This window comes from Pseudomonas sp. BYT-1, assembly GCF_023611805.1.
Lineage (GTDB): Bacteria > Pseudomonadota > Gammaproteobacteria > Pseudomonadales > Pseudomonadaceae > Aquipseudomonas > Aquipseudomonas guariconensis.
On the sequence record NZ_CP072559.1, the window covers coordinates 570,240 to 590,401 of the forward strand.

Here is a 20,162-nt window from a genome sequence, read left to right on the forward strand (position 1 = left end):
CATGTCGGGTTCCATCCTTTATATCCACGGCTTCAACAGCTCGCCGCTGTCGAGGAAAGCCCTCCAACTCGAGGCGGTGATGCAGCAACTGGGCCTGGCCGACCAACTGCGTGTGCCTGCCTTGCATCACCACCCGCGTCAGGCCATTGCCCAGCTCGAAGCGGCCATCGCCGAGCTGGGCCACCCTTTACTGGTGGGCAGTTCGCTCGGCGGCTACTATGCCACCTACCTGGCCGAGCGCCATGGCCTGAAGGCACTGCTCATCAACCCGGCGGTCGGACCGCACCGGCTGTTCGACGGATACCTCGGCACCCAGCGCAACCTGTACACCGACGAGACCTGGGAGCTGACCCTGGACCATGTACACGCCCTGGCCGAGCTGGAGGTGCCGCCCCCCCTGGATGCCAACCGCTATCAGGTATGGTTGCAGACCGCCGATGAAACCCTGGATTATCGCCAGGCCGAGCGCTATTACCGAGCTTGTGCCCTGCGCATCCAGGCTGGCGGCGACCACGGTTTCCAGGGTTTCGCCGAGCGCCTTCCGGCATTGCTGGCCTTCGCCGGGATTGCGCGCGGGCAGTATGCGGCGCTCGATTTTTCTGTATTTTGACTTTTTGCATTCACCAGACTGACGACGAGAACCCATGGCCAATCCCAGCGCTAGCGCCTATAACGCAGACGCCATCGAAGTCCTCTCGGGCCTTGACCCGGTCCGCAAGCGGCCGGGCATGTATACCGATACCAGCCGGCCCAACCACCTGGCCCAGGAAGTCATCGACAACAGTGTCGACGAAGCCCTGGCCGGCCACGCCCGTTCGGTACAGGTGATTCTCCACGCCGATCATTCGCTGGAAGTCTGCGACGATGGTCGCGGCATGCCGGTGGACATTCACCCCGAGGAGGGGGTGTCCGGGGTCGAGCTGATCCTCACCAAGCTGCATGCTGGCGGCAAGTTCTCCAACAAGAACTACCAATTCTCCGGCGGCCTGCATGGGGTGGGCATCTCGGTGGTCAACGCCTTGTCCAGCCAAGTCCGCGTACGCGTCAAGCGCGATGGCACCGAGTACCAGATGACCTTCGCCGATGGCTACAAGGCCAGCGAACTGGAGGTGGTCGGCACTGTTGGCAAGCGCAACACTGGCACCAGCGTCTATTTCAGCCCCGACCCGAAATACTTCGATTCACCTAAGTTTTCCATCAGCCGCCTCAAGCATGTGCTCAAGGCCAAGGCCGTGCTTTGCCCAGGCCTTCTAGTCAGCTTCGAAGACAAAGCCAGCGGCGAAAAGGTCGAATGGCATTACGAGGACGGCCTGCGCTCGTACCTGGTCGATTCGGTCAGCGAGTTCATGCGTCTGCCCGACGAGCCGTTCTGCGGCAGCCTCGCGGGCAACAAGGAGGCGGTCGACTGGGCCTTGCTATGGTTGCCCGAGGGCGGCGACAGCGTCCAGGAAAGCTATGTCAACCTGATCCCCACCGCCCAGGGCGGCACGCACGTCAATGGGCTGCGCCAGGGGCTGCTGGATGCGATGCGCGAGTTCTGCGAGTTTCGCAACCTGCTGCCGCGTGGCGTCAAGCTGGCGCCCGAGGATGTCTGGGAGCGCATCACCTTCGTCTTGTCCATGAAGATGCAGGAGCCACAGTTCTCTGGCCAGACCAAGGAGCGCCTGTCATCCCGCGAGGCGGCGGCGTTCGTTTCCGGCGTGGTCAAGGATGCGTTCAGCCTGTGGCTCAATGCCCACCCCGAGCTGGGCATGCAATTGGCGGAGCTGGCCATCAGCAACGCTGGGCGTCGTCTGAAGGCGAGCAAGAAGGTCGAACGCAAGCGCATCACCCAAGGCCCGGCACTGCCTGGCAAGCTGGCCGACTGCGCAGGTCAGGACCCGATGCGTGCCGAGCTGTTCCTGGTCGAAGGTGACTCGGCCGGCGGTTCGGCCAAACAGGCGCGTGACAAGGAGTTCCAGGCGATCCTGCCCCTGCGCGGCAAGATCCTCAACACCTGGGAAGTCGATGGTGGCGAAGTCCTCGCCAGCCAGGAGGTGCACAACATCGCCGTGGCCATCGGGGTCGATCCGGGCGCTGCGGACCTGTCGCAGTTGCGCTACGGCAAGATCTGCATCCTCGCCGACGCCGACTCCGACGGTCTGCATATCGCCACGCTGCTATGTGCCTTGTTCGTTCAGCACTTCCGCCCGCTGGTGGAAGCCGGTCACGTGTACGTGGCCATGCCACCGCTGTATCGCATCGACCTGGGCAAGGAGATCTACTACGCCCTCGACGAGGCGGAACGCGACGGCATCCTGGACCGCCTGGTGGCCGAGAAGAAACGTGGCAAACCGCAGGTCACCCGATTCAAGGGGCTGGGCGAGATGAACCCACCGCAGTTGCGCGAGACCACCATGGATCCGAACACCCGGCGCCTGGTCCAGCTGACCCTGGACGATGTGCAGGGCACCACCGAGATCATGGACATGCTGCTGGCCAAGAAGCGCGCCGGCGATCGCAAGAGCTGGCTGGAGACCAAAGGTAATCTCGCCGAGGTACTGGTTTGACCCGCCTGCTCGCAGCGGTCTGCCTGCTGTTAGTCGCCTTGCCGAGCCTGGCGGCCAACTGGCCTGAGCTCAAGATGAGCGAGGAACACCCGGTCGATGGCATGCGCGGTGGCAACCTGTCGGGCCTGGCCTGGTGCCGTGGGGCCTTGTGGACGGTGTCCGACCGGGACGACGACCGCATCTACCGCCTCGATCAGCAGGACCGGACCTGGCGTGCCCAGCCACTGACGTTCACCCCGCCACCGGTGCCGGAGAGCGGTCTGCCTTGGGGATTGAAGTCGCGTAATTGGGCGGCCTCTTATATCCGCGGCGGCGAGCTGGACTTCGAGGGCATCAGCTGTGATCAGGCCGGCAACTTCTACCTGATCAGCGAAGCCCATGCCGCGGTGTTGCAACTGCCTGCCGATGGCGAACCGCGCTGGCTGAAGATCGACCCGGCCATGGTGCGCCAGGCGCGTGCCAGCGGCATGCTGCTGCACTTCAATGCACTGTTCGAAGGGCTGGCAGTCCACCCGTCCGGGGATCGTCTGTGGCTGGCGGCCGAGCGGGAGCGACGCGGTCTGCTGCTGGTAGAACGCCAGCAGTCGGTCTGGAACTGCGCACGCAGCTGTGTGTTGCTCAGCGAGGCGGGCGTCGAAATGCAGCCCAAGCAAATGCCCAATCCGCAGGCCATGGCGCGGGACTTCTCCGACCTGGCATGGTACGAGGGCAAACTGTACACCCTCGAACGCAACGCCTATCGCATCTGCCGCCGTGACAGCGAGAGCGGGCAGGTCGAGCGTTGCTGGTCGTTCGCCGCCGATGCCTTGGTTGAATCGCGCCGCTACGACCAACCGTATGGGCTGGCCGAGGCGTTGGTGATCGACACCAAAGGTGCCTGGGTGGGTGTGGATAACAACAACGGCGATCGTGCCGATGGTGAGGCTCGTCCAATCGTCTGGCGTTTCGCGGCCCCTGAAGGTGGCTGGAACGCCAAGCCGTAGGCTTGCCGGCCGATTTGAATTTACCCGGCGCGGCGGTAGTTGCCGTCGCGCCAGAACCTGAAATGACGAGGCCCGCATGAGCGACTCACTGGAACTCAGTCTCGAAGGCGTCGAACGCCGCTCCTTGGCTGACTTCACCGAACAGGCCTACCTCAACTACTCCATGTACGTGATCATGGACCGTGCCTTGCCGCATATCGGCGACGGTCTGAAGCCGGTGCAACGACGCATCGTCTACGCCATGAGCGAGTTGGGGCTCGATGCCGATGCCAAGCACAAGAAATCGGCGCGCACCGTCGGTGACGTGCTCGGCAAGTTCCACCCCCATGGCGACTCGGCCTGCTACGAGGCCATGGTGCTGATGGCCCAGCCATTCAGCTACCGCTATACCCTGGTCGATGGCCAGGGCAACTGGGGTGCGCCGGACGATCCGAAGTCATTCGCCGCCATGCGTTACACCGAGGCGCGCCTGTCGCGTTATTCGGAGGTGTTACTCAGCGAGCTGGGCCAGGGCACTGTCGACTGGGTGCCGAACTTCGATGGCACGCTCCAGGAGCCTGCCGTGTTGCCGGCGCGCCTGCCGAACATCCTGCTCAACGGCACCACCGGCATCGCCGTGGGCATGGCCACCGACGTGCCACCGCACAACCTGCGTGAAGTCGCCAGCGCTTGCGTGCGCCTGCTCGACGAGCCCAAGGCCACCATCGAGCAACTGTGCGAGCACATCCAGGGGCCGGACTATCCGACCGAAGCCGAGATCGTCACGCCGCGCGCCGAGATCCTCAAGCTCTACGAGAGCGGCCGTGGCTCGATCCGCATGCGCGCCGTGTACCGGGTAGAAGACGGCGACATCGTGGTGACGGCCCTGCCGCACCAGGTCTCCGGTGCCAAGGTGTTGGAGCAGATCGCCGCGCAAATGCAGGCCAAGAAGCTGCCGATGGTCGCCGACCTGCGCGATGAGTCGGATCACGAGAACCCCTGCCGTATCGTCATCATCCCGCGTTCGAACCGGGTGGATGCCGACGAACTGATGCAGCATCTGTTCGCCACCACGGACCTCGAGAGCAGCTATCGGGTCAACGTCAACATCATCGGTCTGGACGGCCGGCCGCAGTTGAAGAACCTGCGTGCCTTGCTGCTCGAATGGTTGGAGTACCGCATCGGTACCGTCCGCCGCCGCTTGCAGCACCGTCTGGAGAAGGTCGAGAAACGCCTGCATCTGTTGGAAGGCTTGCTCACAGCGTTCCTCAACCTGGATGAAGTCATCCACATCATTCGCACCGAAGACCAGCCCAAGCAGGCTCTGATCGCTCGCTTCGACCTCACCGAGGTTCAGGCCGATTACATCCTCGAGACCCGCCTGCGTCAGCTGGCGCGCCTGGAAGAGATGAAGATCCGCGGCGAGCAGGACGAGCTGCTGAAGGAACAGGCCAAGCTGCTGGCGCTGCTGGGCAGCGATGCCAAGCTGCGCAAGCTGGTGCGCAGTGAGCTGATCAAGGATGCCGAGACCTACGGCGACGACCGCCGCTCGCCGATCGTCGAGCGAGCTGAGGCCAAGGCACTCTCGGAAAACGAGCTGATGCCGACCGAGCCTGTTACCGTCGTGCTTTCCGAGAAGGGCTGGGTACGCTGCGCCAAGGGGCATGACATCGATGCCACAGGCCTGTCCTACAAGGCCGGTGATGGCTTCAAGGGCGCTGCCGCGGGCCGCTCCAATCAGTACGCCGTGTTTATCGATTCCACCGGGCGCAGCTATTCGCTGGCTGCCCACAGCTTGCCTTCGGCACGTGGCCAGGGTGAACCGCTGACCGGTCGTCTGACGCCGCCACCGGGCGCGAGCTTCGAATGCGTACTGCTGCCTGATGACGATGCGCTCTATGTGGTAGCCTCCGACGCCGGCTACGGCTTCGTGGTCAAAGGCGAAGACCTGCAGGCGAAGAACAAGGCCGGCAAAGGGCTGCTCAGTCTGCCCAACGGCGCCAAGGTCATGACTCCAAGGCCGGTGTCGGACCGGGAGCAGGACTGGCTGGCTGCGGTGACCACCGAAGGTCGCCTGCTGATCTTCAAGGTCAGCGATCTGCCGCAATTGGGCAAAGGCAAGGGCAACAAGATCATCGGCGTGCCCGGTGACCGGGTCGCCAGCCGTGAAGAGTTTGTCACTGACCTTGCGGTAGTGAGTGAGGGGGCGACCCTTGTATTGCAAGCGGGCAAGCGTACGCTATCTCTCAAGCCTGACGATCTTGAGCATTACAAAGGCGAACGGGGACGGCGTGGCAGCAAGCTGCCGCGTGGCTTCCAGCGCGTGGATGGCATGGCGGTTGAACGCCCTGAGTGAACCGGCTGTCTGTCTGAAGCGGCAATTACAGCGTCATTTCAGGCAGAAATGCTGGAGTCGGGCGGTTATTTCGCGGATGATAGTGCCCTTGCGGTACCGGCGTGGCCGTGTGCCCGTAAGAATCTACATGAGTATCACTGCGGTTTGCCCCTGGGCGACCGCTTGGATGGGATGAATGAAATTTCTGCGCCTTCCATTTGCGCTGTTGATGACAGGTCTGCTGGGACTGAGCGGATGCAGCATGCATCAGCCGGTAGCCTTGTATCAGCTGGACAGCGGTGATCCAGGCCAGCCCTCGCAGAGCGCCGGCATGGCGGTTGTGCTCGGCCCGGTATCGGTCGCCGATTACCTGCAACGTGAAACCTTCCTGCAGCGTCAGCCTGATGGCAGCCTGACCTCGGCGACCGACGGTCGTTGGGCCGGCAGTTTGTCCTCGGACATCGATCAGTTGCTGGTTCGCCAATTGGCCTGGCGTCTGGACAGCCAGCGCGTGGTCCTGGCCCCGGCGACCGCCGGTTTCAATCCTGACGTGCAAGTGTTGCTGTCGATTACCCGCCTGGATTCGGGCAAGAACCAGCCGGCGATTCTCGACGCCCAGTGGCGCCTGCTCGATCGTCGCGGCAAGGTACGGGATAACCGTATCGTTCACCTGGAGCAGCCACACGAGGGCTCCGAGGCGTCCCAGGTGCAGGCCCAGGGGCAATTGCTGCAGAAGCTGGCCGAGCAGCTCAGTGTTGCGGTCAAACCGCTGGCTAACCAGCCGGCAATTGCTGAAGAGACCCCGCCTCAACGCAAGTCCGCCCCGGTTCAAGTCAAGAAGGGGCCTGAGAAGCCAAAGATTCCGATGGCCTCGCCGATTCGGACCGACATGGAGGTCTACCGGTTCTAAACCGATAGACACAAAAAAGCCCGCAGCGATGCGGGCTTTTTTTTGCTTCGTGAAGTGCTGGTGATTCGAGCTGTTGGAACGGTTGCGAATTAGAAGGCCGGTGTACGGACCCTCGCAGGTTGAGCCAGCTCCTACGGTGCGCTGGCTCGGCCCCAATCGTTCCTGAAGCTCAGGCCCGGCGCTCGTGCATGCGCGCCAACTGGCGCTCGAGCATGGACGGATAGGGCTCCATCAGTCGCTCGACGCAGCAGGCGCCTTCTGGGCTGGCTATCGGGCGGATGCGGGCTCGTTGACGAATCAGTCCATCATCGCTGATCTTGCGCTCCACCAGCAGCAAGTTACGGCTGTGCTGCGAGAGCGCCAGGGCATCCTGGGCTTTTTCGGTCATCAGCAGGTCGACCTGCTCCAGACCCTGCAGGTCGTCTGCCAGGACCAAGCCCAGCTGCAGTTGCAGGGTGATGCCACTGTCGGCCACCTCGATCTGCAAGGCATGGCCCAGCGCCCGTAGCAGTTCGCCGCAGCAGATGGCATTGGTCAGGTAATCCTCGCCACAGTCGCGACTGTGGAACAGCAACAGGGTGCTGCCATCGTTGAGGGTGTAGGTCTCGCCGTCATACAGCGATGCGGCCTGCTCCAGGCAGTCGCGATAGCGCTCCAGCAACTCGGTCAGGCGTGTGCGGGGCAGGCGGCGCAGTTGCTCCTGGGAGCCCAGTTGCACGGCGAGCACGGCGCTGTACTGCGGCTCGTCGGACACAGCAGCGACAGGCTTGGCGTGGCTGTCCTCGGCGTCGATCAGACCGGCGAAGGCATCATCGTCCTCGTCGTCTTCAGTTGCGATCTTGGTTTTTGTCGTGGCCTTGGGGGTAACGACGACTTCGTCCAGGTCCTCGAAATCTTCTTCGATTTCCTCCGGTTCTGGCGGCGGGGGTGGTGCCAGGCGGGTGTGCAACTGACGCGCCAGGTCGCCGATCTCGTCCTGACGGTCGGTTGCAGGCGTATATGGGTGCGGGTCGCGCAGCCACACGCGCAACTGCAAGAGCGGCGTGGTGATGTGACGGCCCAGGCGCAGGCTCAGGGCCAGTGCCAAGGCCAGCAGGATGCCGCCGAGGATACCCATGCTCTGCAGGCTGATGGTCATCGGCTGCTGGAACTGACTCATGTCCAGGCTGATGCGCAGTTGCCCGGCGGTCACGTCCTGGAAGGTGATCTTGGTCTGGTAAAGCCCTTCAGCCTCGCCCAGCAGTCCGTTCTTCGGCCGTTGGCCGGCTTCGGCCAGCATGCGGTTGTCCACGCTGTAGATGGCCGCATGGGCCACCAGCGGATTCTTCACCAGATTGCCCAGCAATACGTTGAGGCTGAGGATGTCATTCGACACCAGCAGCTCGGTCGCCGAGTTGGCGGTCTGGATGGTCAGGCTCTGGCCGAGGGCGTCGGCCTGCTCATGCATGGCCTGCCGGAACTGCAGACCCATGACGCAGGCATAGATCACCAGCGCCAGGGCCACCAGGAAAATATTGTGGCTGGCGATGCGCAGAGCCAGCGGAACGCGACGCTGGCGCAGGGCTCGGAAGATCATCAGGAAGAAGTTATCAGGTTTGACTGGCGTGGGCCGGTTCACAGAGCGCGGCTCTTTATGGCGAAAAAGGTGTTGCGCAGTATAGCGAGCCGTGTTTTGTCGGCAAAGTATCGGTAGCGCCCGATGGTCACGGAAAATCGGTAGAATGCGCATTTTTCATCGAAGTCGGAGCCCGGTCTTGCGCGAAATCGTCCTGATCAACATCACTGGTGAAGACCGTCCCGGTCTCACTGCGGCCATCACTGGCGTCCTGGTCCAGGGCGGTGTGAACATTCTCGACATCGGCCTGGCGGTGATGCATGGCACCCTGTCCTTCGGCATTCTGGTCGATATCCCGGACAACGAAGTGGCCACCAACTTGCTGCAGAGCGTTCAGGCCAAAGCTCATGCGCTGAACCTGCAGGCCCGCTACACGCCCATTTCCGAGGCCGACTACCAGCATTGGGCCGACAGCCAGGGCGAGGCACGCCATATCGTGACGTTGCTCAGCCGCAAAGTGACACCGGAGCAGTTGCAGCGGGTCAGTGCTGTGATCAGCCAGTACGGCCTGACCATCGAGCGCATCGAGCGCCTGTCCGCTCGGGTGTCGCTGGATGCCTCGTGCGAGAAGAGCAAGGCCAGTCTCGAGATTTCCGTACGCGGCGAGCCGAGTGATTCCCAGGCCCTGCGCGCGGACTTCTTCGCCCTGGCCGAGGAGCTGAGCGTCGACATCGCCTTCCAGAAAGATGACCTGTTCCGCCGCAACCGGCGCCTGGCCGTGTTCGACATGGACTCGACGCTGATCGAGGCTGAAGTGATCGACGAGCTGGCCAAGGCCGCCGGTGTGGGCGAGCAAGTGGCGGCGATCACCGAGCGCGCCATGCGCGGTGAGTTGGATTTCCGTGCCAGCTTCAAGGAGCGCATGGCCTTGCTCAAGGGCTTGGATGTTGGCGTGCTGGACCAGATCGGCGCTTCCCTGCGCCTGACGGAGGGGGCCGAGCACCTGTTCGCCGAGCTCAAGCGGCTGGGCTACAAGACAGCGATCTTGTCTGGTGGCTTCTCCTACTTCGCCAAGCAGGTGCAAGCGCGCCTGGGCATCGACTATGTCTTTGCCAACGAACTGGAAGTGGTCGACGGCAAGGTCACCGGCGTCGCTATTGAGCCGATCGTCGATGCGCAGCGCAAGGCCGATCTGCTGCAGCAACTGGCGAGCGAAGAAGGCCTGCAGTTGGAACAGACCATTGCCGTGGGTGATGGCGCCAACGACCTGCCAATGCTGTCGCTGGCCGGCCTGGGTGTGGCTTTCCGTGCCAAGCCGCTGGTGCGCCAGTCGGCCAAGCAGGCAATCTCCACCCTGGGGCTCGATGGCGTGCTGTACCTGCTGGGCCTACGGGATCGCGACGCGCGTAGCTGAGGTTGGCGCCTAATGACGTAGCTCCATGAAAAAGGCCCCGCCTGTGCGGGGCCTTTTTTCGTGGCGATGACTCAGGCTTGGGCAGGCTGTGCGAGCAACTCGCCCATACGTACCGCAGAGCCTGCACCCAGGCTTTGCGCCCACTTCACCTGCTCTGGGCCAAAAAGCACGATTGCGGTCGAACCCAGCTTGAAACGGCCCACTTCGGCGCCTTTCTCCAAGTGGATAGGGGCACGGCTGCCTTCGTCGTAGCGGAAGGTCTTGAGTTCACGCTTGGGTGGCGTGACCAGGCCTGCCCAGACCGTCTCGATCGAGGCCACGATCATTGCGCCGACCAGCACTACAGCCATCGGGCCACGCTCCGTATCGAACAGGCAGACTACACGCTCGTTGCGGGCGAACAGCTCGGGTACGTTCTCGGCAGTGGTCTGGTTGACCGAGAACAGCCGGCCTGGCACGTAGACCATTTCTCGCAGGGTGCCGGCCAGTGGCATGTGCACGCGATGGTAGTCCTTAGGCGACAGGTAGATAGTGGCGAACTCCCCCCCCATGAAGGGCGCGGCCAGGGCGGGATCGCCGCCGAGCAGTTCCAGGGCACTGAAACTGTGCCCTTTGGCCTGGAAGATACGGCCATGCTCGATCGGGCCGAGCTGGCTGACGGCACCATCGGCCGGGCACAGGATGGCGCCTGGGGTTTCGTCCAGCGGGCGGGCGCCTGGCTTCAGGGCGCGGGTGAAGAAGGCGTTGAAATGTTCGTAGGCGGTCAGGTCTTCGACCAATGCCTCGGACATGTTCACCTGGTAGCGCTTGGCGAACCAGGCGGTGAAGGCGTTCTTGAACCAGCGGGCGCGGCATTCGGCGACGCAGCCGGCCAGCCGCGAGAGCAGGTGATGCGGCAGCAGGTACTGGCTGATGATGAACAAACGGGATTTCATTGGGTTTCCTTGGAATTTCAAACTTCTACAGGCGTGTCCGGATGGTTGCCCCATTCGCCCCAAGAGCCGGCGTAGGCCTTCACTCGTGGATAGCCGAGGGCTTTGGCCACCAGATAGGTGAAGCCGGAACGATGGTGGGTCTGGCAGTGAGTGATCACTTCCTTGTCCGGGGTGATGCCGAGTTGTTGCAGGATGTCGGCCATGTCCGAGCGGATGCGCAGGTGGTCGTTCAGGTCCATGCCTGCGGTCCACTCGAAGTTGACCGCGCCGGGAATGTGCCCGCCTTTGGCGGCCAGGACTTTCTCGCCTTTGTACTCGCCGGGGCTGCGGGCGTCCCAGATGGCCAGGTCCGCCGCGCCCAATCGGCTTTGCAGGTATTCGCGGGTGGCGGTGGGCTCTGCATGCAGTTGCAGGCTGACCGGGCTGCCGCCGCTTGGCGGGATTTCAACGCTGAGCTTGTCAGCGGGCCAGGCCTGGATGCCGCCATTGAGGTAGTGGTAACGCGTGTGCCCGATGACATCGAGCAGCCAGATGAAGCGCCCGGCCCAGCCGCCCCCTTCATCGTCGTACACCACATAGACCGCATCGTCCCGGTGCTCGAGTTCACCGAACAGCTTCTCCAGGTCAGCCCGCGCCGGCAGCAACCCAGGTGCCGGTGGTTGTCCCAGCTGGGTGCGCTTGGGATCGACGAACCGGGCGCCAGGGATGTGCCCGCTGCCATAGCGATTGACGCTGGTCAGGTCGACGAGGATCAGCTGTGGCGAATCCAGGCGCGCGAGCAGGTCGGCCGGTTCGATCACCAGGGGCAAGCCGGAAAAGTCAGTCATCCACGATCTCCAGGGTGGAATAGAGGAGGCGATTGTAGCCTAAGGCTCAAGCGTTGCGGTTGGTAAAGGCCGACAGGGCACGCTCGGTGCATTGGGCTGTCTTGCCGAAAGCCTGCACGCTGACATCGGCCATGGGCCTGCCGCCTTGGTCGGCGATCATCAGCATCGTCACCTGGCCGTTGACTGCCAGCGAGCGCAGCAACAAATGCTCGCTGGACAGCAGTGCTCGCAAAGGAGTTGGCAGCAAGGCCGAGAACTGGGCGTGGTTCTCCGGCGTCAGGCGCAGTTGCGCTGCCTGGCCCATCAGCCGTTGCAACAATTTGCTCTGGTTCAGTGGCAGCACCAGCGAGGCTGCCTCCGGGGGCAGACCTGCGGTCTGCTGAACACGCAGGCATTCATTGGGTCTGTCGAGCGCCAGCAGCATGACCCGCTGCATGCCGCAGGCCAAGAGGGCTTCGCGCGCCTGGGTGGTCAGGTGCAGGATGGTGGTGAACGGGCTGGGTTGGACCAGCAACTCGCCACAGATTTTGCGCCAGTGTTCCAGATCCTTACTGGTGGGTGGCTCAGGTGCGAGCATGTCCGGATGCGGTCGCCGCTGGTGCCAGGGCCAGAGCAGCGCTTCGGCGGGATGGAACAGGGCGTGCCGGGCGTGGTGCCGGGCACTGGCTGCCGCTTGCTGGTGAACCTGTTGCTGGACATCGTCGAGCGAGGTTTGTAGGTACAAGGCCGTCAGCAACTGCCAGCGCAGTAGGTGAGGGTTGTCCCAGCCCACCTGCGCCGCCAGAGCCAGTCCGTTGGCCAGCAGCACGGTGTTGGCCGGTTGGTTGAACCAGCGGCGCAGCCCGGGCTCTTCATCCAGACGCTGTTGCTGGGTGAAGGCATCCTGCTCGCGCGCGATGGTCAGGATCTGGGCTAATTGTTCGCGCTCATCGAGCAGCAGGCGATAACCCTGGGTCACCCAGCCGGGCAAGCGCCATTGCTCGGCCATGGCCTGGCACAGGGTCACGATGCGCACGCCGAACAGTGCCTGCTCGACTTCGGCGGCCTCCTCGCCCTTATGGATGACTCGCAGTTCCCAGGCATCGAGCAATTTAGGGTAGGCCAAAGCCAGGGGCCACAGTGGTGACAGGAACAACAGGCTGCCCCAATGGATCTCTTGCCACAACCGGGCCAGGCGGCTGGCGAACAGGCCACTGGCCTGCTGGGCAGCGTGCTGGCTGATCAGCAGGAACTGACGTAGTACCGGCGGAATATCTTCGCCAGGGACGGCGGGCAGACGTGCCAGCAGGCTTGCGGTGCGGGCCAGACCTAGGCGATTGAGGGCGACTTCCAGGCTTTCGGCGGGTTCGGCCTGGCTGGCGTTGGCCGGATGGTTCGCCTCGCGCATCACCGAAAGCACCAGCGCTGGGCTGTCCTGCATGAGTTCGGCGATGTCGCGCAAAGAGCGCCGGCTATCGTTGATGGCGGCCAGTACCCGGTCATGACTCTCCTTGGGTACTGGCAGGCGGATGCCATCGAGCAGTTTTACCCAGGCATCGAGCGTGGGTGGAATCTGGCTTGGTACCTTAGCGTCCATTGGCATTTTGACATCAGTCCGAACTGGCTTTTCGCATTTTGTGCCTATAGTCTGGCGCAGTTCTGTCGATAAGTAGAAGAAGAGTTTTAAAGCTCCCGCCCCTGACCCTGACCACCACAGCAAGTGCTTTGAACCTATGGCTAAAATTATCGGCATCATCGTCGTATTCGCGAGCGTGCTCGGCGGCTACGTGCTATCCCACGGCAAGATCGCGGCGCTGATCCAGCCGTTCGAAGTGCTGATCATCGGCGGTGCGGCCTTCGGTGCGTTCCTTCAGGCCAACCCTGGTCACATGACCATGCATGTGATCAAGAAGTCGCTGAAGATGTTCGGCACCCGTTTCACTCACACCTTCTACCTGGAGGTGCTGGGCCTGGTCTATGAGATCCTCAACAAGAGCCGCCGCGAGGGCATGATGGCCATCGAGGGTGATATCGAAGACCCAGCCGCCAGCCCCATCTTCGCCAAATACCCGGCCGTTCTGGGCGACGAGCGCATGACCGCGTTCATCTGCGACTACCTGCGCATCATGTCCACCGGCAACATGGCGCCCCACGAGCTCGAAGGCCTGTTCGACATGGAGCTGTTGAACATGAAAGAAGAGCTCGAGCACCCTTCCCATGCGGTGACAGGCATCGCCGATGGCATGCCCGGCTTCGGTATCGTGGCCGCGGTTCTCGGGATTGTCGTGACCATGGCATCGCTGGGCGATGGCGACCAGAAGTCCATCGGTCTGCACGTGGGCGCCGCGCTCGTGGGTACGTTCTTCGGTATTCTCGCGGCCTACGGCTTCTTTGGTCCGTTGGCCAACGCCCTGCGTCATGACGCGAAGGAAGAGCTGAACGTCTACGAGGCAATCAAGGCATCGCTGGTGGCCTCTGCCTCTGGCATGCCGCCGTCGCTGGCCGTGGAGTTCGGGCGCAAGGTGCTTTATCCGGCGCACCGTCCAAGCTTCGCCGAGCTGGAACAAGCGGTTCGCGGTCGCTAAATCATGGAGAACAATCAGCCCATCATCGTCAAGCGCGTCAAGCGCTTTGGCGACGGTCACCACGGCGGTGCCTGGAAGATCGCCTTTGCCGACTTCGCCACCGCGATGATGGCGTTTTTTCTGGTGCTCTGGCTGCTGTCCACGGCCACGCCTGAACAGAAGCTCGCCATCGCTGGCTATTTCAAGGACCCGATAGGCTTCTCCGAGAGCGGCACCCCCTACGTCATCGACCTGGGTGGTTCGCCACAATTGGCGCCGGAGAAAACCATCAATCCGGAAGAAAAATCCGAGCCGACACCTGACACCAGCATCCAGTTGGACAAAGACAAGGTCGAGACCTTGGCCGAGCAGGTCGAGCAGGAGCGCTTGCAATTGCTGTTGCAGGAACTGCAGAACAAGGTCGAGGAAAACCCGCAACTGCAGAAGTTCAAGGACCAGATCCTGTTCGAGATCACCCAGGACGGCCTGCGCATTCAGATCATGGATGCCGAGAACCGGCCGATGTTCGACCTGGGCAGTGCACGCCTGCAGCCATACTTCGAGGACATCCTGTTGGCCATGGCCGACACCATCAAGGCAGTGCCGAACAAGATCAGCATCAGTGGTCATACCGATGCCAAGCCATACGCCGGCACTGGCGAGTTCGGCAACTGGGAACTGTCGGCCAACCGCGCCAACGCCGCGCGCCGCGCGCTGGTCGCCGGAGGGTATCCGGATGAGCAGGTGGCACGGGTGGTGGGTTATGCCTCGTCGTCGCTGTTCGATCGCAAGGACCCGTTCAACCCGGTCAACCGACGTATCGACATCATTGTCCTGACCAAGAAGGCCCAGCGTACCATCGAAGGCGAGCAGGGCACGCCACAGGCCCCGCCGGCGACAGAACAGGTTCCGGCCAATGGTGCGCCGGGGGCGGCTACCCCGGCCGCGCCGGGCCCGGGCGATACGGCTCAGGCGCCGATGCAGCCGCGTGAGCTTCGCCAGAAGCTGAACATCTTCGAAGATGGCGTGTTGAAAATGGACAATACCCAGGAATGAGACCTGGGCTGGGCCAGTCCACATAAGGCCGCGCCTGCAATCGCTGCAGGCGCGGCCTTGTTTTGTCTGGGAACTGTTCGGCAGGCCCGCGCTGGATGACTCAGTAGGTGTCCTGCGGCAGGCTGGCGATGATCGAGCGGTAGCTGTTCATCCGCTGTGGCTTGATGCGCCCGTCATCCAGAGCCTGGAGCAAGGCGCAGCCGGGTTCACGGTCGTGTTTGCAGTCGCGGAAGCGGCAGTGGCCGAGCAGTTCGCGGAACTCGATGAAGCCGGCCTCGACATCGTCGCGGCTGACATGGCCCAGGCCGAATTCGCGGATGCCGGGTGAGTCGATCAGATCACCACCATTGGGGAAATGGTACAGGCGGGCTGTGGTGGTAGTGTGCGTGCCTTGGCCGGACCATTCGGACAGATCGCCCACACGAGTCCTGACCTCCGGCAACAGGCTGTTGACCAGCGATGACTTGCCGACCCCGGACTGGCCAACGAACACGCTGATGTGCTTGTCCAGCGTCTGCTGCAAACGCTGCATGCCCTCGCCCTGATGAGCCGAAACCTCAAGAAGGGGATAACCCAGGTCGCGGTATACTGCCAGGAGGGCCTCGATGGTCGGGCCGTTCTGCTCATCGATCAGGTCGGCCTTGTTCAGCAGCAGAAGAGGGCGGATGCCTGCGTGTTCGGCGGCGACCAGGTAGCGGTCGATCAGGTTGGCCTGGGGTTCGGGGGCGGGAGCGAAGACGATCACGATCAGGTCGACATTCGCCGCGACCGGCTTGAGCTGGCCGTGATTGTTCGGCCGGCACAGCTCGGCGGTGCGGGGAATCTGCGCGACGATCACACCATTGCCCTGGTTGCCCGCTCGCCATACCACCCGATCGCCAGTGACCAGTGCCGGTAAATTGGCTCGCAAATGACAGCGAAACACTTGGCCCTTGGACTCGCCATCCTGCGCCTCGACCTCCACCTGCACGCCGAAGTGAGCGATCACCAGCCCCAACTGCTCAGGGCCTAGATCACCCCCTTCCAGCTCCTGCAGGGCGTGTTGCTCACGTTTGGCGGCGCGAGCGGCGCGCTCGCCTTGGATTTTTTCGATGCGCCAGTTTTGGCGACGGTTGAGCTGGCGTTTGGCCATGGAGGTTCCGTGTCGGCGGGGCAGAAGGAAAAACGGCTGGCAGTTTAGCACGCCGGAAGCCCTCGCCTTATTCGGTTACGGTTTCGCGGCCAAATGCACGGCGAAAGCTGCTATTTCTATAGAAATGACTACATATATAGAGAGGGTGAAAAAATCGGGGAAACACCCATCCGACGTTAAGCTTCCGGTGGGTATGGAGTTTCCCTAGGCATCTATTTGCCATTGTGCGACGATGCCGCCCTACACTAGGAGCTGGCACCTTGCCGCTGTGCAGATTCGATACGCAGGATTTCCAAATGATGGCCTGCCACGCAATGACCAAGGAGCGGGGGAAGGCCGCGATATTGTGCCTGATGGACATGCTGATTAGAGTTTTCTACGGTGATTACCCAGCGTTTCTCTACGTGCCCAGGAGCATGGGTGATCGCATTCCTTCGCAGCGTTTCCTGAGTACGGCGGCTGGCCTGGGATCGGAGGTATTGCATTGGAGGTCGGGCGTTTGAGCATTCGTCCATCATCGGGACCTGATGCAGAAGGTGGCGCGGACGCGCCCTTGGTCTCCGTGCTCGTGCCTTGCTACAACCGCGAGCTGTACATCGAGGAAGCACTGCTGAGCATCCTTGAACAGGATTACCCGAATTTCGAGCTGATCGTCGTCGACGACGGCTCGCAAGATGGCAGTGCCCAGCGGATCGAAGCCTTGCGCGAGCGTTATGGTTTCCAGTTTTATCGCCAGCAGAATCAGGGTGTGAGCGCGGCACTCAACACAGCGCTCAAGTATGCACGCGGTCAGTACATTGCGACCCCGGACTCCGACGATGTCATGTTGCCAGGCCGTCTGGCGCTGCAGGTCGCCTACCTTGAGCAACATCCCGAAGTCGGATGCGTCGGCGCCGGGGTTGTGTATGTGGATGCCAATGGCCGGCGCTTGAAAGCCGAGAAGTGCAAGCCGATACGCGCTTTCAGTTTTTCCGAGTTGCTGGCCACTGCCCGTGCGGTTGGGGCTCCGGTGGCCATGTACCGACGCGAGGCTATGGATCGTGTCGGTGGTTACGACCCGCAGATTCGTATCCAAGACTTCCAGATGACCCTGAAGATCGCCTATCTGGGTTACCGCGTGGATATTCTGCCTGACCTGGTGACGCTGTATCGCAAGCATCCGGGTAACATGTCGACGACGGCCTACAAGCGCCAGCTTGACTATGACCTGATGGCAATCGCCCCTTATCAAGATCATCCCGGCTACCTGCCGGGATTGACCTGCGTGATGAACAAAGCCCTCAAGCATTCGGTGGTTTCGCAAAAGGGCTATGCGCTCGGGTTGTTGATGAAAATTCCGCCGTGGCGCTGGAATCGCGTGACCTGGCGACGCATTCGCCAGCTGGTGTTCAAGTTCCGTGAGTAATCAGATGTTGTCTACAAAGCAAAATTTGCTGCACGCCTGGAATAGCTGGCGGGCGCCCGTACGTGTGGGTGAGGGACGAGCGGCCCGGGTCGCGGAAACGATGCTTGGGATTGGTGTGTTTTGGAGCATTGGGGGCGTGTTCCTGACGCCGACTATGAAGCTCTATCACACGCTTCTGGTGTTGTTCGTCTACCTGCCCGCCTTGTGGTTGGTCATCAGTCGTCCGGCGAGCCTCAAGCAACTGTTGCACGAACGAATCGAGGCGCGCTTGTTCCTGGTCTTGCTGGTCTGGGCCGGGCTTTCATTGTTCTGGAATGGTGAGCCGGGTGAACACCTGTCCCGCCTCAAGCGCTTGTTACTGTTCTGCCTGCTGGTCTGCGGGTGGGTGCTGTGGGCACGGATGAGCGAGCAGCGCTTGCGTGGCACCATGATGGTGTTGGGCGCGCTCAATAGCCTGTACAGCGTCGCGGCCTTGCTGTGGTTGAAGCCGGTGTTCGGGCGTATGAGCGGGTTTGGCGGTTTTCTCGACAATCCCAATGCGGCGGCCTATGCCACTGGCTTTGTAATGCTGTTGGCGTTGCCATTGCTTCCGGCTATGCGGTCCTGGCGTATAGGGTGGCTGCTGCTTCAGATCCCTCCACTGATCTATATCGGGCTGTGTGCGAGCCGAGGGACGTTGTTGGGGTTGATGGTGGTGGCGCTGTTCTACCTGGTATTTTTGGCCGGGCGCCGAGGGCGGTGGATCGCGCTCTTGGTCTTGGCTGCTGGCGCGATGCTGGCCTGGCTCGAGCCGACCTTGCTGGCGCGTGGGGATTCGGGGCGCTTTGAATTGCTGCAAAGTGCCTGGCCGATCCTGAAGGAGCATTTCTGGATCGGCCTGGGCTATGGGGCAGGCTATGAACTCCATCTTTGGGGCCGTCCGACCGACATGGACGTTCACAACTTCCTGATGCATACGGCGATGCAATATGGCGTTCCGGCATTGCTGGTGTGGTGCTGGCTATGGGTGGCGCTGGGCCTTCAGGCCTGGCGGGCCCGTCATACCCAGCTGGGCCTTTCGGTGCTGCTACTTTGGGTTTTCGCCAGCGTGGCCATGCAGTTCGATGTCTTCAGTTTGTGGGAGCGTACCCGTGCGATGTGGTTGATGCCATGGGTTGTGGTACTGCTGGGGTTAAGCCTGAAGGTGCCGACTAATTCAACCGCTGCTGAGCAGAATTAACCGCCCCGGGGCTCGCGTGGGCTAAAATGACGGCCTATTCGAGGAGCCCCTTCATGCAAAACGCACAGAACCTGATCTGGATCGATCTGGAAATGACCGGTCTGGATCCGGACAACGACGTCATCATCGAGATGGCGACCATCGTCACCGACAGTGAGCTCAACACCCTGGCCGAAGGGCCGGTCATCGCGATCCACCACAGCGATGAAGTGCTGGCACGTATGGACGACTGGAACACCCGGACCCACGGTGCTTCCGGCCTGACCCAACGTGTGCGCGAGAGCCGCATCGACATGGCTGAGGCCGAAGCGCAGACCTTGGCCTTCCTCGAACAATGGGTGCCCAAGGGCAAGTCGCCGATCTGCGGCAACAGCATCTGCCAGGATCGCCGCTTCCTTTATCGCCACATGCCTAAGCTCGAAGGGTTCTTCCACTACCGCAACCTGGACGTCTCCACGCTCAAGGAGTTGGCAGCCCGCTGGGCCCCGCAGGTGCGCGACAGCTTCAAGAAGGGGGGGACTCACCTGGCGTTGGACGACATTCGTGAGTCGATCGCTGAGTTGCGGCACTACCGCGAACACTTCATCAAAGTCTAAGTTTCGAGCCTCGAGCCAAGCATCAGCGCCACAGCGGCTGAGTGATCAGCCGGCCGTGGCGTTTTGTTTGTGGGTTTGGCGTTTGCCGCTTTTTTTGGACATGCACCATGTTGTTGATGCTCTACCTTGTCGCCATTACCGCCGAAGCCATGACCGGCGCGCTTTCCGCGGGGCGCCGCGGCATGGATTGGTTTGGCGTGGTGCTGATCGCCTGCGTCACCGCGCTGGGCGGCGGTTCGGTGCGGGATGTACTGCTTGGGCACTACCCGCTGACTTGGGTGAAGCATCCCGAGTACCTCGTGCTGACCAGCTTTGCAGCTTTGCTGACCATCTTCATAGCGCCGCTGATGCGCCATCTGCGCTCGCTGTTTCTGGTGCTCGATGCGCTGGGGTTGGTGGCCTTCACCTTGATCGGTTGCATGACCGCCCTGGAGATGGGGCAGGGCATGCTGGTGGCTTCGATCAGTGGCGTGATCACCGGTGTGTTCGGTGGCATCCTGCGGGACATCTTCTGCAACGATATCCCGCTGGTATTCCGCCGGGAGCTGTATGCCAGCGTCTCCTTTGCCGCCGCCTGGTTCTACCTGGGTTGCGTGCACTTCAAAGTGCCAGCCGAGCAGGCCATGCTGCTGACCTTGTTCGGTGGGTTCCTGGTGCGCTTGCTGGCAATCCGCTTCCATTGGGAAATGCCCAAGTTCCACTACAACGACCAGCAATGATTGCC

Annotated in this window: 17 protein-coding genes; 12 read left to right on the forward strand and 5 right to left on the reverse strand. The window is 62.1% G+C overall.

Translation table 11 applies throughout. The annotated features are described in order from the left end of the window. Position 1 precedes the first annotated feature (1 nt). The 5 genes from J5X93_RS02620 (at position 2) to J5X93_RS02640 (ending at position 6,756) form a co-directional block, all read left to right on the forward strand. Positions 2-610 (forward strand): YqiA/YcfP family alpha/beta fold hydrolase, encoded by a 609-nt coding sequence (locus J5X93_RS02620; protein WP_102081289.1) that lies wholly within the window; start codon positions 2-4, stop codon positions 608-610. A 34-nt stretch (positions 611-644) separates the two neighbouring features. Beyond that, entirely contained in the window at positions 645-2,549 is a 1,905-nt protein-coding gene (parE, locus tag J5X93_RS02625) for a DNA topoisomerase IV subunit B (RefSeq protein WP_070571120.1), read from the forward strand. A gap of 74 nt (positions 2,550-2,623) precedes the next feature. Further along, complete coding sequence (locus tag J5X93_RS02630) at positions 2,624-3,532, forward strand: esterase-like activity of phytase family protein (protein WP_491999627.1); 909 nt, start codon at positions 2,624-2,626, stop codon at positions 3,530-3,532. Between the two features lie 76 nt (positions 3,533-3,608). Then, entirely contained in the window at positions 3,609-5,867 is a 2,259-nt protein-coding gene (gene parC, locus J5X93_RS02635) for a DNA topoisomerase IV subunit A (protein ID WP_250034376.1), read from the forward strand. 175 nt (positions 5,868-6,042) lie between these two features. After that, complete coding sequence (locus J5X93_RS02640; RefSeq protein ID WP_070571122.1) at positions 6,043-6,756, forward strand: PqiC family protein; 714 nt, start codon at positions 6,043-6,045, stop codon at positions 6,754-6,756. Between the two features lie 169 nt (positions 6,757-6,925). Here the strand turns inward: J5X93_RS02640 and J5X93_RS02645 are convergent, their stop codons facing one another. Then, the gene (locus J5X93_RS02645) at positions 6,926-8,374 is read right to left on the reverse strand and encodes a histidine kinase (RefSeq protein ID WP_043212006.1); all 1,449 of its coding nucleotides are present in this window, start codon (positions 8,372-8,374) and stop codon (positions 6,926-6,928) included. 136 nt (positions 8,375-8,510) lie between these two features. Here J5X93_RS02645 and serB point away from each other — a divergent pair, with 136 nt between their 5' ends. Beyond that, positions 8,511-9,725, forward strand: coding sequence for a phosphoserine phosphatase SerB (serB, locus tag J5X93_RS02650; RefSeq protein WP_250034379.1), 1,215 nt, complete (start codon positions 8,511-8,513; stop codon positions 9,723-9,725). A 71-nt stretch (positions 9,726-9,796) separates the two neighbouring features. Here the strand turns inward: serB and asd are convergent, their stop codons facing one another. From asd to J5X93_RS02665, 3 genes are read right to left on the reverse strand one after another with little or no spacing between them, the layout of a single operon-like run. Then, positions 9,797-10,660 carry an archaetidylserine decarboxylase gene (gene asd / locus J5X93_RS02655; RefSeq protein WP_250034380.1) on the reverse strand — a complete coding sequence of 288 codons (864 nt, stop codon included), beginning with the start codon at positions 10,658-10,660 and terminating at the stop codon, positions 9,797-9,799. A gap of 17 nt (positions 10,661-10,677) precedes the next feature. After that, positions 10,678-11,487, reverse strand: a complete 810-nt coding sequence (locus J5X93_RS02660; RefSeq protein WP_043212000.1) for a rhodanese-like domain-containing protein — start codon at positions 11,485-11,487, stop codon at positions 10,678-10,680. Between the two features lie 46 nt (positions 11,488-11,533). Then, the gene (locus tag J5X93_RS02665) at positions 11,534-13,069 is read right to left on the reverse strand and encodes an HDOD domain-containing protein (RefSeq protein WP_250034382.1); all 1,536 of its coding nucleotides are present in this window, start codon (positions 13,067-13,069) and stop codon (positions 11,534-11,536) included. A 130-nt stretch (positions 13,070-13,199) separates the two neighbouring features. On the opposite strand from J5X93_RS02665, the gene motA reads away from it, so the two are divergent. After that, positions 13,200-14,051: a flagellar motor stator protein MotA gene (gene motA / locus J5X93_RS02670; RefSeq protein WP_043211996.1), complete on the forward strand. Its 852-nt coding sequence runs from the start codon at positions 13,200-13,202 to the stop codon at positions 14,049-14,051. Positions 14,052-14,054: 3 nt separating this feature from the next. Further along, entirely contained in the window at positions 14,055-15,086 is a 1,032-nt protein-coding gene (gene motB, locus J5X93_RS02675) for a flagellar motor protein MotB (protein WP_043211995.1), read from the forward strand. Positions 15,087-15,186: 100 nt separating this feature from the next. Here motB and rsgA read toward each other — a convergent pair whose 3' ends face one another. Further along, positions 15,187-16,218, reverse strand: coding sequence for a small ribosomal subunit biogenesis GTPase RsgA (gene rsgA / locus J5X93_RS02680; protein WP_250034384.1), 1,032 nt, complete (start codon positions 16,216-16,218; stop codon positions 15,187-15,189). Between the two features lie 553 nt (positions 16,219-16,771). Between rsgA and J5X93_RS02685 the strand changes: the two genes are divergently transcribed. The 4 genes from J5X93_RS02685 (at position 16,772) to J5X93_RS02700 (ending at position 20,157) form a co-directional block, all read left to right on the forward strand. Beyond that, positions 16,772-17,623, forward strand: a complete 852-nt coding sequence (locus J5X93_RS02685) for a glycosyltransferase family 2 protein (protein ID WP_269475618.1) — start codon at positions 16,772-16,774, stop codon at positions 17,621-17,623. A gap of 154 nt (positions 17,624-17,777) precedes the next feature. Then, entirely contained in the window at positions 17,778-18,842 is a 1,065-nt protein-coding gene (locus J5X93_RS02690; protein WP_232092064.1) for an O-antigen ligase family protein, read from the forward strand. Positions 18,843-18,895: 53 nt separating this feature from the next. Continuing rightward, positions 18,896-19,438 (forward strand): oligoribonuclease, encoded by a 543-nt coding sequence (gene orn, locus J5X93_RS02695; protein ID WP_070571130.1) that lies wholly within the window; start codon positions 18,896-18,898, stop codon positions 19,436-19,438. Between the two features lie 107 nt (positions 19,439-19,545). After that, a complete protein-coding gene (locus J5X93_RS02700; RefSeq protein WP_043211988.1) occupies positions 19,546-20,157 on the forward strand; it encodes a trimeric intracellular cation channel family protein in 612 nt (203 codons plus the stop codon). The last annotated feature ends 5 nt before the right edge of the window (positions 20,158-20,162 follow it).

Coding starts and splice junctions, on each gene's coding strand:
- parE (WP_070571120.1), top strand. CDS start 645: ATGGCCAATCCCAGCGCTAGCGCCTATAACGCAGACGCCATCGAAGTC.
- motB (WP_043211995.1), top strand. CDS start 14,055: ATGGAGAACAATCAGCCCATCATCGTCAAGCGCGTCAAGCGCTTTGGC.
- J5X93_RS02640 (WP_070571122.1), top strand. CDS start 6,043: ATGAAATTTCTGCGCCTTCCATTTGCGCTGTTGATGACAGGTCTGCTG.
- rsgA (WP_250034384.1), bottom strand. CDS start 16,218: ATGGCCAAACGCCAGCTCAACCGTCGCCAAAACTGGCGCATCGAAAAA.
- parC (WP_250034376.1), top strand. CDS start 3,609: ATGAGCGACTCACTGGAACTCAGTCTCGAAGGCGTCGAACGCCGCTCC.
- J5X93_RS02690 (WP_232092064.1), top strand. CDS start 17,778: ATGAAGCTCTATCACACGCTTCTGGTGTTGTTCGTCTACCTGCCCGCC.
- orn (WP_070571130.1), top strand. CDS start 18,896: ATGCAAAACGCACAGAACCTGATCTGGATCGATCTGGAAATGACCGGT.
- J5X93_RS02620 (WP_102081289.1), top strand. CDS start 2: ATGTCGGGTTCCATCCTTTATATCCACGGCTTCAACAGCTCGCCGCTG.
- J5X93_RS02700 (WP_043211988.1), top strand. CDS start 19,546: ATGTTGTTGATGCTCTACCTTGTCGCCATTACCGCCGAAGCCATGACC.
- J5X93_RS02630 (WP_491999627.1), top strand. CDS start 2,624: ATGAGCGAGGAACACCCGGTCGATGGCATGCGCGGTGGCAACCTGTCG.
- motA (WP_043211996.1), top strand. CDS start 13,200: ATGGCTAAAATTATCGGCATCATCGTCGTATTCGCGAGCGTGCTCGGC.
- J5X93_RS02660 (WP_043212000.1), bottom strand. CDS start 11,487: ATGACTGACTTTTCCGGCTTGCCCCTGGTGATCGAACCGGCCGACCTG.
- J5X93_RS02665 (WP_250034382.1), bottom strand. CDS start 13,069: ATGCCAATGGACGCTAAGGTACCAAGCCAGATTCCACCCACGCTCGAT.
- asd (WP_250034380.1), bottom strand. CDS start 10,660: ATGAAATCCCGTTTGTTCATCATCAGCCAGTACCTGCTGCCGCATCAC.